We start from the raw sequence: 12,714 nt of genomic DNA on the forward strand, positions 1-12,714 counted from the left end.
AGCCGGGCAAGCGGACGGGTTTCACGAACGATCCAGCGGTCATTGCCCGACGGCGACAAGCGCTCTCTGAGCTCGATGCGGCGGAATGACTGGCTGCTGCAACTGTCAAAGCTAAAGCCGATGGGTGCGTCTCACCCGCCCCCTCCCTTCCCTTGCAACCCGATCCAGCCGGTCCGGTCGGGGGCTTGGCTCAGTGCCAGTGGGGATGTCGCGTGTCGCATTTCTAAATGGTTGGTGAGGCACCCAAAGTGACATTTCAACTTTGCCCAACGGCGGACAGTTCAACCTTGCCGCCACACGATCTGACCGGCAGACTGAAATAGCTGGTAGATGGGACTCAACGCCCAATGGCGGCATCGGATCGCCGAGCCCGTCATGCGATCCGATGTTGGAGGGTTTGCGCCACTCAGATGGCTATTCATTGATTTCCGGCTCGACAAGCCTCGCCAGGTTTCGCAGCGACTCCTGCCATCCGAGATAACAAGCCTCCGCTGGAATGAGATCCGGCACGCCTGCCTGCACGATGTCCAGCTCGGTACCGACAGACACTTTCTTCAACGTCACGGTGACTTCCATCTCGCCCGGCAGGTTCGGGTCGTCGAACCTGTCCGTGTAACGCAGGCGTTCGTTCGGGACGAGCTCGACATATTCGCCGCCAAACGAGTGGCTCTTTCCCGTGGTGAAGTTGCGAAACGACATTCTGAACGTGCCGCCGACGTTCGGTTCCAGATGGTGCACGGTGCAAAGGAAGCCATTGGGCGGAAGCCATTTCGCCAAGGCATCCCCCTCGAGGAACGCGCGATAGACTTTCTCTGGGCTGGTTGCCAGAACGCGATGCAGACGTATGGTGCTGGGCATGACGGGTTGTTCCTTTCAGGTTACGAATTGGCGGCTTCTATAATCGCCGATTCACGACCCAAGGACGAACGAGGCTGCGTCGGCCCGACACGCCATTCCGGCTTTTTTGGGAACGCGGTTTCCAGACCTTGTTTGGCGGCCAGGCTGAACAGCGGGCCACAGTCACTGTGGGCTCGGCCCAGAGCGCGGGCGTCTATTCGAGGCCGAGCAAGGCAAGACTGTCCCGGTGGATGATCTCCTCGATCTTGTCTTCGGGAACCCTGGGCATCCTGGTGCCTTCCAGGATGTCGTTGACGCCGCGGAGCCTAGCCATGGTCTCGGCGGGAGTGGCGATCGGAAAATCCGAGCCGAACAGAAGCTTGTCGAGCACGTTCCATTCGGTTGCCTTGATGAGCGCCTCGTATGATGTGTATGGCCGAAAGATCATGCCGGAAATGTCAGTGTAGACATTCGCATGCTTGCGCACCACCACGACGGCGTCGACGGTCCAGGGGTGTCCCATATGGGCCATGATGATCTTGAGCTCGGGATAGCGCATCGCTATCTCGTCCACGATCAGCGGATGCGCAGCCGGTATAGGGGCGCTTTTCACGGCGGACGTGCCGGTATGAAAGAGGATCGGCAGGCCGTGCCGCTCGGCATATTGGTAGATGGCAAGAGCGCGGCGGTCGAGAGGATCGTAGCTCTGATAGTTGGCGCCCAGCTTCACTCCCCTGAGACCGAGATCGACACGGCTGCGGTCCATCTCGTCCATTGCCCGGAGATCGTAGGGGTGGACCGACATGAAGCCGATCAGCTCCTCGGGATAGGCGCGAACGAAGGTGGCGGTGAAATCGTTGACCGTGTCAGCCACGTCCCCATCGTCTCCGGGACCGGCGCTGCTGCCCACACGCTCGCCTGGCTCCCACGCGATGCCGAAGACGATCGACTTGTCCACCACCGACTGGGACTCCCGGTATTCGGCCCAGGAATAGTTCGCCGGCCTTGCGGTGTCCGGCCGCCATGCCGTGTTGATATGCCGGCGACCTTCCGGCACGGCGTGGCGGTACTGGGGTGTATGCGTATGGACGTCGATGATCATCGTCGGAGTTCCCCCTGAATTCCGTTCGCCTGAGTAATGCGGCGGGCGGGCACATTTTCCACCGCCCGCCGCACTCTACGCAAGTCGTCCCGCCCGAACCTGTTTCCTCAGTTCAGCGTGCGCACGACCTTGTCCGTGAGTTCGATGGTGCGGTCGATATCGGCATCGGTATGCGCCAGGGATATGCTCCCTTGCTTCGTCACGACTGGGAACTGGAAGATGCCTTCCTCGATCAGTGCCCGGCGATACACGAGGTCGCGTTCCATGTCGTTGTTGAGAGCGAGATCGCGCCAGCTGACGGGCGCGTGGTCCATGAAGTAGACGACGAAGGCGGACCCCTGCCTGACGACGGTGGTGGGATAGTTCCTCGCCGCGAAAACTTCGTTCAGTCCTTTTTCGAGCCGGGCGCCCAAGCGCTCCAGTTCGCCATAGACTTCCTTCTCACGCGTCTTGAGGCGGGTGAGGCAAGCTTTCGCTGCTGCAACGTTCACGGGGTGACCGTTATAGGTGCCGGCAACGACGACACGTTTGGCCGGCGACGGATGGCTGCACAGGCTCATGATCTCGCGCTTTCCTCCGACCACACCCATAGGATACCCGTTGGCGACAGCCTTGCCGAAGGTGCACAGGTCTGGCGTCACGCCCGACAGCGCCTGGTACCCGCCGAGCGCATGCCGGAAACCGGTTTTCACCTCGTCGAAGATCAGCAGGGTGCCGTATTTGTCGCAGAGCGCGCGGAGGCCCTCGAGATAGCCGGGCAACGGCTTCACGATGCCGATATTCTGGAGAATAGGCTCGAGGATGATCGCCGCCACGTCGCCCTTGGCCAGCGTGCGCTCGGCAGCCTCCAGGTCATTGTACTCGATTGCCCTGACGGTCTGATCGATGACCTTCGGGACCCCCGCCGTGATGACGCTGAGCGGATATTCCTCGCCCGGCTTGTGTGGCTCGACGAATGTTGCCGGGTCCATGAGGTTGTAGCTGACATAATCGGAGCAGCCATTGTAGCCCCCTTGCATGACCACGACGACGTCGCGCTCGGTATAGGCGCGCGCAAGACGGAGCGCATAGCCCACGGCCTCCGAACCGGTGCTCGTCAGCTGAAGCTGCTCGATGCCCGGTACGCATTCGACGATCAGTTCCGAGATTTCGGCTTCCCAAGGCATCGTGCCCGCACCGATCAGCGATGCGCCGGAGCGGATCGCCTCGACGACGGCCTCATCGACCTCCGCGTCGCCATGGCCGAAAAGATAAGGAGCGAAGCCGGCATGGTAATCGATATATTCCTTGCCATCCGCATCGTAGAGATAGGCACCTTTTGCGCGGACAAACAGTTTGCTCGGATTGATTGCGCGGTTCAGCGACATGGTGCCGCCGGCGATGAATTGGCGCTGCCTCTCGACCCTATTGCGGAGATTCTCTGACATTTCCTCGATTTCCGATTTTGTTGATGGGGCGCCGCTGGGCGACGATGCCTGAAATGCCAGGCGACGGCTTCAATCGGCTTACTTAACGAAAATGGGTTAGGTTTAACGTTAAGTCAACAAGTAAAACCGGGATTTCCGGCCCTCTATTCAGACCACCGGTGTAAGAAGAGGCTTGCCTGCGAAATGCGCCTCCAGATTGGCGACGACGAGCGCCCCCATCGCGTCGCGTGCCTCATGCGTAGCGCTGCCCTGATGCGGGGAGAGCACTACATTGTTCATGCTGAGGAGAGCCTCGGGCACATTCGGCTCATCCTCGAACACGTCGAGCGCCGCTCCGCCAAGTTTCCCGTTTCCAAGCAGTTCAACGAGAGCCGACTGATCCACCACGGTGCCTCGTGCGACATTGACGAATATGCCGCCAGGCCCGAGCGCCTCGAGCACCGCGCGGCTGATCAGCTTCTGGGTGCCCGCCCCTCCCGGCGTGACGACAACCAGCCAATCCGCGTCGCGGGCCATATCGAGAAGATCCGGGTAGAATGAATATGGCTGGTCTGCCTGCTGATTGCGCCCGTGATAAACGACGCGCATTTTCATGGCCTGGGCGCGAAGGGCGATCTCCTTGCCGATGCGACCGAGGCCGACGATACCGACCGTGCGCCCCTTTAGTTCATGGCCCAGATAGAAGTTGCCGCTTGGCCACCGGCCCGCTCGCACAAATTTGTCGGCCTCGGGGAGACGGCGGGCGTGCGCGATCATCAGCCCGATCGTGATTTCCGCCATGGCGTCATTGAGAACATCGGGCGTGTTCGTCACTCTGATGCCGCGGCTTGCTGCAGCCGCCACGTCGATGGAATCGTAGCCGACGCCAAAATTCGCTATCAGTTGCAGATTGGGAAGCTGGTCCATGAGCCCCGCCGAGACCTGGCCTCCGGCAATGGCGCGGACGCTCGTGCCGATTTCCGCAAGGAGCCGCTTCCGATCCGGTGCCTCGTGCAGCTTGTGGACGATGAAGCGCTGGGCGAGAGCGTGCTCGCAGCTCTCCCGCAATGCATGGGTCTGCAGGATGTCGATGCCCATCGGTTTCTCCTGTCTGAGAGGATTGGAGGTGCAGGCTCACGGCCAGAATGTGCTGCCTTCCACAAAGGCGTATCGCGATAGGATATCTTCGTTCAACTTCACCCCAAGACCCGGTGCCGTTGGAGCCGGTATCTTGCCCTCGATCAGCTTGAGGGGCGTTTCGGCCAGTTCCTCGACGAGCGGCAGACCATGAGTGGGGTATTCCAGGTAGCGCGCATACGGATCGGCGAAGGCAAGGCTGTAATTGGCGGCCAGACATGGCGCCATGCCCCAGGAATGGTAGACGACGCGGACACCATGGGCGCGTGCCAGGGCGGCGATGTCCAGGCATTCGGTGATGCCGCCGGAATGGGTAGGGTCGGGCTGTACCCAATCAAGAGCACCCGCTTGGAAATAAGGTACGAATTCATGCACGCCGACGGCCGTCTCGCCCGCCGCGACGGGGACGGGTGAGTGCTTGCGCACGAAGGCGCATCCTTCATAGTCGCGATTGCCGACGGGATCCTCGAACCATGTGATATCGAATCTCTCCAGGGCGTTGATGTGGGCCAACGCTTCCTTGGCCGAAAATGGCCGTGGATTGTGCCCCATCACGGCGTCCACCATGAGCTCGACATCGGGCCCGAGAACGTCGCGGCAAAGCCGCACTTTCTCGACATCCTCGGCGACCGATCGGCCGATGCGGATCTTCACCGCGCGGAACCCTCGCTCCAGATAGCTCTCCATCTCGGCGATGAGCTGCTCGCGCGGGACGTCATTTCCGCCGCTCGCATAGGCGGTGATCGCATCATGGGCCTTGCCGCCCAGCAGCTGATAGAGAGGTGCGCCCAGCGCCTGGGCCTTTATGTCCCAGAGCGCCACTTCGATCGAGCCGGCGACCATCAAAGGGAGGCCCGCCTTCCCCCAGGCGAGCGATTTCGATCGAAGCCTGTGAAACAGTTTCGTCGCGTCACACGCATTCTCGCCGATCAGCAAGGGAGCATAGTTTTCGACGAGCGCCCGCGTCGCCAAAGGCGCGCTCAGTCCGGGATAATAGGCCTCGCCAAAGCCGCGCAGGCCGCCTTCGGTGGCTACCTCGACAAGCGCTGTGTTCCAATAGCGCATGTCGCCGCCGGCCCATCTGATGCCGGATTGACTCATGTCCTGCGTCAGGAGATGACAATGGACTTTCTTGATCGTGGTATCTGTCATGGGCATGCTCCGGCAGTATTGAGGATCCCGGCGTTGCCGGAATCGCGATTTCGTTTGGTTCGATGTCGGGGGTGTGAGGTTGACGCAGCTTGGAAAGCCCGTGGACAAGCCTGTCACGATAAAGGATGTGGCCCGCGAGGCTGGCGTCTCCGCAATGACCGTATCCAACGTGCTCAATGGCCGCGGCCGTGTGTCCGATGTCACCGCCAGGCGCATTCGAAAGGTGATAGAGAAGCTCGGCTATCGCCCGTCGGTTGCAGCACGTCGCCTGCGGCTTTCGCAACAGTGGACGATCGGGATGCTGATCGTCGTCGAGGATCCGGACTTTCTCAGCGACCCCTTCATCACGGCGCAGGTGACGGGCCTGACCAACTACCTGACCGCCAATTCCTACAGCCTCATCCTTCGCGGGATAAAGCCGTCCGACTTTCGCACCACCGGGCTTTTCCAGGACATCGAGGCCGATGGCATGGTGGCGATCCTCTCCGGTGACCAGGACCAGCGCAACTGGTTCGTCCGCGAACTGGCGACCCTTCGCGCCCCCTTCGTTCTCCTGCAGGAACAGCGTGTTCCCCCGGATACGGATTGCGCCATCATCCGCCAGGACGACATGGATGGCGGGAGGCAGGTCGCCCGCCATCTGCTCGCATCCGGCGCGCGTAAATTCTGGATGCTTCTGCCGCAGACGGAATGGGCGGCGATGCGCGCCCGCAAGGAAGGTGCCTCGCAGGTTATCCGGGAAGCGGGCGCTCCGGATATCGAGGTAATCTCGTGCGGTGACGAAAGCTACGATGTCACTTACCGCGAAACGCTTAAGGCGCTTGACCGGCTGACGCCGCCCGATGCGATCATCGGCGGCAACGACCAGATGGCGATAGCAGCGATGAAGGCCTGCGCCGCCAAAGGCCTGCGCATTCCCGACGAGATCCAGATCACCGGTTTCAACGCGTTCGATATCTGGCGCTATGTCGATCCGGTGCTCACGACGGTGCGTTCGGCCGCGCATGCCATTGGCGAGCGCGCGGCTTCCGAGCTCATCGCGCGCCTGCAAAGCGGAGCCTTCACGGAAACCGAAATCGTCCTTCCGATCGAGTTCCAGCCGGGCCGCTCCACGCGGTCGCCATCCTGATCGCATCCCTCCTCCTGGCGCGTTCGGATACTTCGTGTTTGACAACACTTCGGATTGATGTATCGTTAAATCAACTAAAGAACAACATGTTCGTTGTCGAGCCGGGAACTGCCGAGGAGAAGCGGCGAGCAGCAGCTCGTCCCGCCAGGAACACAGTGATTTGCCTCAGGCCGCCAGGCTGTTCATCGTGAATGGGAGCTCAACGCATGATCGTCGATTGCCACGTCAACATATTCAACGCCGACCAGTTCTCGCCGCCCCCTGTCGATCTCACCGGCGGAGCGCGGCCCGGCGGCGTGGAGATGAGGGCGGATGCGGACACGCTCTACGAAGCGATGCGTGGCGTGGACAAGGCAATCATCTTTTCGCTTCGTTATAAGGATTCAGTCGGCGTCGACGGAAATGACGAAGTCACAGCGGCGGCCGTCGAGAGGTATCCGGACAAGTTCGTTGGCTTTGCCTGCGTGGACCCGCGGCGTCCCGACTATATGGAACTTCTTCAGCACGCGATCGGCACGCTGAAGCTCAAGGGTGTGAAGTTCGGGCCCATCTACAACAGCGTGCCGCTCGACGACCCGCGCCTGGACCCTGTTTACGCCTATTGCCAGAAGAACGATATCCCGCTGACCATGCATATGGGCACGACTTTCGCCCGGGACACGCTTCTGGATGCCGGGCGCCCGTTGCATGTGGACGCGGTCGCGCAACGCTATCCCGATCTCAAGATGATCATGGCGCATATGGGGCATCCCTGGATCGACGAATGCATCGTCGTCGCGCGCAAGCGTCCCAATGTCTACACGGAAGTGTCCGCCCTGTGCTACCGGCCGTGGCAATTCTACCAAGCGCTGATCTCCGCGCAGGAATATCTGATCGCCGACCGCAACAAGATCTTCTGGGGCACGGATTTTCCCTTCGCGCAGGTGGAGGAATCGATCGACGGCCTCCGCAATATAAATCGCTTCACCGAGGGTACGTCCCTTCCGAGGGTATCTCAGGAAACGATCGACGCGATCCTCCAGTCCAATCCCTTCGAACACTGGTGGCACAAGCCGCTGGCTGTCTGAAGCATTGCCGTGACCGCCATACCGATCAATGGGAGGAAATTGGGATGAAAAGGCTTCTTGAACTTGCGACCGTGGCGGCTTTTGCGCTCGGTCTGGCTACCTCGGCGGCATCGGCCGACGATTGGCCGAACCGCCCGGTGACGCTGATCGTCGCCGCCGGTGCAGGCGGCGGCACGGACGCAACGGCGCGCTGGCTCGCGGCCGGGCTGGAACAGAAGTTCGGTCAACCGTTCAACGTCGTCAATCGCGCCGAGGGTGGCGGGATCGCGGGCATTACCGAGCTCTCCAACGCGAAGCCTGACGGCTATACGCTCGGCATCCTCTTCAACTATGCGCCGTTTCGTCATCTCGGCATGGGAAACCTGACGAGCGAATCCTATACGCCGATCGCGCAATACAATTTCGACTTTGCCGCCGTTCACGTCAAAGCTGACAGTCAATTCAAGACCCTTGCCAAAGTGGTCGAGAAACTGAAGGGTGATCCGCAGTCGATTGCCATCGGTTGTGGCGCGGTATGCCCCAGCAGCTGGAGCAGCGCCTTCTCCAAGGTGCTGATCGACAACGGTATCGACATCAAGGTCCTGCGCTGGGTGCCGAGCGCCGGCGCCGCGGCTGGGCTGCAGGAACTCGTGGCAGGCGGCGTCGATATCCTGACCGCCTCGGTTCCGGAGGCCGCATCCATGCTCGATGCGGGCGAGGTCCGCACGCTTGCCGTGCTGGCTCCCGAGCGCCTGTCGGCCTTTCCGGACGTGCCGACGGCCGGCGAGCAAATCCCGGATGCTGCCCCCGGCGGCGTCTTTCGCGCGCTGGTCGGCCCGGCCGGCTTGCCGGACGAAATCGTCGACAAGCTCGAGGTCGCCATGGAGGAGATCTATAACAGCGAAACGTTCCAGAAGAACATGAGCGAGCGCGGCTTCGGCCTTCAGTATCGCGGACGCGATGGCCTGCTGGACTGGATGAAGACCCACGAGCAGGACACGGAGACCGTGCTGCGGGCCGCCGGCGCGATCCAGTAAAACTGGCCGGGTGGCAAAGGCGCAGTGACGACGAGCAGGGAGGGCTCATGAAGGTATCCGATATCGTTCTAGGACCCATCATCGTGGCCCTCGGCGTCATTGCCCTCATCGCCTCGTCAATGCAGCCAAGGCCCATCTTCGGCGGCGGTTATGGAGGAGGTTTCTTCCCCGCCATCGTTGGCATCGGCCTGGTCGGCACCGGCCTCATCCTCAGTTGGAACGGCTGGCGCGAAAGAGCGGCCGTTCCTCTCGTCGCATTCGAGAGCTGGATCCATTCGCGCCGCCATCTGGCGAATGTCGCAGTCGTGATCGCGGCGCTCCTCTTCTACATCCTCACCTCGAGCTGGCTGGGCTTCATTATCGCGGGATTCATCTCGCTCTTTGTCACGATGCTCCAATTCACCCGCGCTCCCCTCGCCTCTTTCATCGTCTCGGTCGCCACGATCGCCGTCGTGAAAGTGACGTTCCAGGACATGATGCTCGTGCCGTTGCCGTGGGGATTGCTCGAGGCCTATGCGGGAGTGCTGACATGGAGGTGATCTATCAGGCCTTCCTTGCGCTGATGGCGCCGAACGTTCTTCTCGTCGTCCTGCTGGCGTCGGTCTTCGGGCTTTTCGTGGGGGCAATTCCCGGCCTGACGGCCACCATGGCCGTCGCGCTTCTGGTGCCGGTCACTTTTTTCATGGAGCCGCTTCCGGCAATTGCGGCGATCGTGAGTGCGAGCGCGATGGCGATCTTCGCCGGCGACATTCCCTCCGTCCTTCTGCGCATCCCCGGCACGCCTGCATCGGCCGCCTATACGGATGCGGCATACCGGCTGACATTGCGGGGCAAGGCAGAACTGGTTCTCGGCGTCTGCGTCGTCACCTCCGCCGTGGGCGGGCTCGTCGGCGCCCTTTTCCTCATGTTCTTTGCCCCGGCAGTCGCCCGTTTCGCGCTTAATATCAGCAGCTATGAATATTTCTGGTTCGTCTGCCTCGGCCTGACTTCGGCTGCCTTCATCTCGCCGGGCAGTCCCGTGAAAGGGGCCATATCGCTTCTTCTTGGGCTCCTGATTGCGATGATCGGCGTGTTCCCCGTTACCGGCCAACCGCGCTTCACCTTCGGCAGCACGGCGCTTTATGGCGGCGTTGGCCTGGTTGCCACGTTGATCGGAATGTTCGCCATCGCGGAAATCCTTCGCTATGCGATGTCCCGCGAGCCGCTGCCGAGCATGGCGAAGCTTAAGATCGGCAACATCTTCAAGGGCTTGATGCCCGAACTCTGGCGCTATCGCAGCGGCTTTGCGAACGGCATCATCGTCGGAACCGGAACGGGACCGCTCCCAGGGGCCGGCGCAGACATCGCCGCATGGATATCCTACGCGCTCGCCAGGCGCTTCAGCCGTAACCGGAAGGAATTTGATGACGGCAGCCTGGAGGGCATCGTGGCGGCGGGCGCGGCGAACAATGCAAGCGTCTCCTCAAGCTACGTGCCGGCCACAGTTCTCGGCATCCCCGGAGATTCCATGACAGCCATTGTGATCGGCGTGCTGTTCATGAAAGGCCTCACACCCGGGCCGACCATTTTCCAGACGCAGCCAACGCTGATCTACGGAATTTTCCTATCGTTCATCCTTGCCAATCTGTTGATGATCCCGCTCGGCTATCTCGCGATCAAGCTCTCACGCTACATACTCGATGCGCCGCGATCCTATCTGATGCCAATCATCATGATCTTCTGCGTGGTCGGGGCCTTCGCGATGGACAATACGCTGACGGCAGTGGTCACGATGCTGGTTTTTGGCGTGGTCGGCTGGTTCATGGAGGAGAATGGCTTTCCAATTGCGCCGGCACTTCTCGGCATCGTGCTTGGGCGGCTTTTGGAGGAAACATTCCTCACCTCGATGATCAAGGCACAGGGAGACTTCCTGCAGTTCTTCGCAAGGCCGATTGCGGGAACGGTGGGCGTCATCACCATCTTGATCTGGATCTCGCCGCTTCTTGTGATGCTGTGGAAGCGCATGGCCAGCAAGCGAGCGCTGGCCTAGCCTCCACCCGAAGCAGAAAATGGCAGCCGGCCACCGACGTGCCGGCGAGGAGCTTGTTTATGAGCAGACCGCAGGACGAGCCGCGTTCCCGAAAGCCGATGCGCAGCGCCGAATGGTTCGCGCGTGAAGGCAAATATGGCTTCATCCCGAGAAGCTGGATGCGCAGCCAGGGCTTTGGGCCGGAGCTGTTCGATGGGCGCCCGGTGATCGGCATTTGCAACACCTGGTCTGAGCTGACCCCGTGCAACCAGCATCTGCGCCACCTGGCCGAGTTCGTGAAGCGGGGTGTGCTGCTTGCGGGAGGATACCCGCTGGAGTTTCCGGTCATGAGCCTGGGCGAGCCCTTGATGCGCCCAACCACGATGATGTTCCGGAATCTCGTCAGCATGGATGTCGAAGAGACGATCCGGGCAAATCCGATCGACGGCGTCGTCCTTCTGGCAGGCTGCGACAAGACCACCCCTGCCCTCTTGATGGGCGCAGCCAGCTGCGACATTCCCGCCATTCTGGTCTCCGGCGGACCGATGCTCAACGGGCGCTTTCGCGGCCGCGAGCTCGGCTCGGGAACGGATGTGTTCCGCTTCGACGAGGATTACAGGACCGGCCATCTGACCCGCGAGGAATATGCCGAGGCCGAGGCGGCCATGAGCCGTTCCGCCGGGTCGTGCATGACGATGGGCACGGCATCGACCATGGCCTCGCTCTCGGAGGCAATGGGCATCGCCCTGCCAATGAATGGTTCTATACCCGCTGTGGACAGCAGGCGCCAGCATCTCGCAGAGCAGGCGGGCCGTCACATCGTCAGCCTCGTGCACAATGGCACGACCATCTCGCGCATCCTGACCCGCGCCGCGTTCGACAACGCCATCGTCGTCAATGGCGCCATAGGCGGCTCGACCAATGCGGTGGTCCACCTCCTCGCCTTGGCCGGGCGCCTTGGTGTCCCGCTTTCACTGGACGATTGGGACAGGCTCGGTGCAGGCGTTCCCTGTCTCGTCGACTTGAAGCCCTCCGGGCGGTTCCTCATGGAGGATTTCTACTATGCTGGCGGGCTGTCCGCGCTGATGAAGCGCATGGAGGACCGGCTCGATCTCACCGCACCGACGGTGGAAGGTGCCGCTCTTGGCAAGCGTATCGAGCGGGCGGAGTGTTTCGACGATGCAGTCATCCGCCCCCGCGACAATCCTGTTTCGGAGCAGGGCGGAATGGTGGTCCTGCGTGGCAATCTCGCGCCGGAGGGCGCAGTGCTCAAACCGTCGGCTGCCTCCCCTGCCCTGATGCGTCATCGCGGCAAGGCTCTCGTCTTCGAGAACGCCGACGATTATCGCGCACGCATCGAGGATCCCGAGCTGGACGTGGACGAGACCACCGTCCTGATCCTGAAGAACGCAGGTCCGGTCGGCTATCCCGGCATGCCGGAGGTGGGCAATCTGGCGCTGCCTTCCAAACTGCTCGCGCGGGGCGTGACGGACATGGTTCGGATCTCTGACGGTCGCATGAGCGGCACTGCCTACGGCACCGTCGTTCTGCATATCTCACCGGAAGCGGCCGTGGGCGGCCCTCTGGCCCTCGTCCGCACCGGGGATGAGATCGTGCTCGACGTCCCTTCCCGCCGCCTGGAAATGAATGTGAGCGAGGCCGAACTTAACCGGCGTCGCGCGGAGCTGGTGCTGCCCGAGCCGCATTTCGAGCGCGGCTATGGCCGGATGTTCATCAATTCAGTGCAACAGGCCCATCAGGGTGCCGACTTCGATTTCCTCGTCGGTGCGACGCGGATCCAGCCCAGCAAGGTTTCCTTTTGAGATGGATCCACTGCGTTGGTGGTCCTTTCGTGGCGGT

At 61.6% G+C, this 12,714-nt stretch carries 11 protein-coding genes; 6 read left to right on the top strand and 5 right to left on the bottom strand.

Translation table 11 applies throughout. The features are described 5' to 3' along the window. Positions 1-414: 414 nt before the first annotated feature. The 5 genes from CHEJ32_RS0110240 to CHEJ32_RS0110260 form a co-directional block, all read right to left on the bottom strand. Complete coding sequence (locus CHEJ32_RS0110240) at positions 415-858, bottom strand: SRPBCC family protein (RefSeq protein ID WP_028033799.1); 444 nt, start codon at positions 856-858, stop codon at positions 415-417. Positions 859-1,051: 193 nt separating this feature from the next. Further along, a complete protein-coding gene (locus CHEJ32_RS0110245; RefSeq protein ID WP_028033800.1) occupies positions 1,052-1,939 on the bottom strand; it encodes an amidohydrolase family protein in 888 nt (295 codons plus the stop codon). A gap of 107 nt (positions 1,940-2,046) precedes the next feature. After that, entirely contained in the window at positions 2,047-3,366 is a 1,320-nt protein-coding gene (locus CHEJ32_RS0110250) for an aspartate aminotransferase family protein (RefSeq protein ID WP_028033801.1), read from the bottom strand. A gap of 147 nt (positions 3,367-3,513) precedes the next feature. Beyond that, entirely contained in the window at positions 3,514-4,443 is a 930-nt protein-coding gene (locus tag CHEJ32_RS0110255) for a 2-hydroxyacid dehydrogenase (RefSeq protein ID WP_028033802.1), read from the bottom strand. Between the two features lie 36 nt (positions 4,444-4,479). Further along, the gene (locus CHEJ32_RS0110260; protein ID WP_034658183.1) at positions 4,480-5,634 is read right to left on the bottom strand and encodes a mandelate racemase/muconate lactonizing enzyme family protein; all 1,155 of its coding nucleotides are present in this window, start codon (positions 5,632-5,634) and stop codon (positions 4,480-4,482) included. A gap of 100 nt (positions 5,635-5,734) precedes the next feature. On the opposite strand from CHEJ32_RS0110260, the gene CHEJ32_RS0110265 reads away from it, so the two are divergent. From CHEJ32_RS0110265 to CHEJ32_RS0110290, 6 genes are all read left to right on the top strand, one after another. Beyond that, the gene (locus CHEJ32_RS0110265; protein WP_028033804.1) at positions 5,735-6,763 is read left to right on the top strand and encodes a LacI family DNA-binding transcriptional regulator; all 1,029 of its coding nucleotides are present in this window, start codon (positions 5,735-5,737) and stop codon (positions 6,761-6,763) included. A 206-nt stretch (positions 6,764-6,969) separates the two neighbouring features. Beyond that, positions 6,970-7,830: an amidohydrolase family protein gene (locus CHEJ32_RS0110270; protein ID WP_034658184.1), complete on the top strand. Its 861-nt coding sequence runs from the start codon at positions 6,970-6,972 to the stop codon at positions 7,828-7,830. A gap of 71 nt (positions 7,831-7,901) precedes the next feature. Further along, positions 7,902-8,846, top strand: a complete 945-nt coding sequence (locus CHEJ32_RS24365; RefSeq protein WP_198023848.1) for a tripartite tricarboxylate transporter substrate binding protein — start codon at positions 7,902-7,904, stop codon at positions 8,844-8,846. A 47-nt stretch (positions 8,847-8,893) separates the two neighbouring features. After that, positions 8,894-9,385 (top strand): tripartite tricarboxylate transporter TctB family protein, encoded by a 492-nt coding sequence (locus CHEJ32_RS0110280; protein WP_028033806.1) that lies wholly within the window; start codon positions 8,894-8,896, stop codon positions 9,383-9,385. Further along, positions 9,376-10,875, top strand: a complete 1,500-nt coding sequence (locus CHEJ32_RS0110285) for a tripartite tricarboxylate transporter permease (protein WP_028033807.1) — start codon at positions 9,376-9,378, stop codon at positions 10,873-10,875. Before CHEJ32_RS0110280 ends, CHEJ32_RS0110285 begins: the two co-directional genes overlap by 10 nt. A gap of 59 nt (positions 10,876-10,934) precedes the next feature. Further along, positions 10,935-12,677, top strand: coding sequence for an IlvD/Edd family dehydratase (locus CHEJ32_RS0110290; RefSeq protein WP_028033808.1), 1,743 nt, complete (start codon positions 10,935-10,937; stop codon positions 12,675-12,677). Positions 12,678-12,714: the final 37 nt, after the last annotated feature.

This window comes from Chelativorans sp. J32, assembly GCF_000518985.1.
Lineage (GTDB): Bacteria > Pseudomonadota > Alphaproteobacteria > Rhizobiales > Rhizobiaceae > Chelativorans.

Coding starts and splice junctions, on each gene's coding strand:
- CHEJ32_RS0110260 (WP_034658183.1), bottom strand. CDS start 5,634: ATGACAGATACCACGATCAAGAAAGTCCATTGTCATCTCCTGACGCAG.
- CHEJ32_RS0110270 (WP_034658184.1), top strand. CDS start 6,970: ATGATCGTCGATTGCCACGTCAACATATTCAACGCCGACCAGTTCTCG.
- CHEJ32_RS0110290 (WP_028033808.1), top strand. CDS start 10,935: ATGAGCAGACCGCAGGACGAGCCGCGTTCCCGAAAGCCGATGCGCAGC.
- CHEJ32_RS0110240 (WP_028033799.1), bottom strand. CDS start 858: ATGCCCAGCACCATACGTCTGCATCGCGTTCTGGCAACCAGCCCAGAG.
- CHEJ32_RS0110250 (WP_028033801.1), bottom strand. CDS start 3,366: ATGTCAGAGAATCTCCGCAATAGGGTCGAGAGGCAGCGCCAATTCATC.
- CHEJ32_RS0110245 (WP_028033800.1), bottom strand. CDS start 1,939: ATGATCATCGACGTCCATACGCATACACCCCAGTACCGCCACGCCGTG.
- CHEJ32_RS0110255 (WP_028033802.1), bottom strand. CDS start 4,443: ATGGGCATCGACATCCTGCAGACCCATGCATTGCGGGAGAGCTGCGAG.
- CHEJ32_RS0110280 (WP_028033806.1), top strand. CDS start 8,894: ATGAAGGTATCCGATATCGTTCTAGGACCCATCATCGTGGCCCTCGGC.
- CHEJ32_RS0110285 (WP_028033807.1), top strand. CDS start 9,376: ATGGAGGTGATCTATCAGGCCTTCCTTGCGCTGATGGCGCCGAACGTT.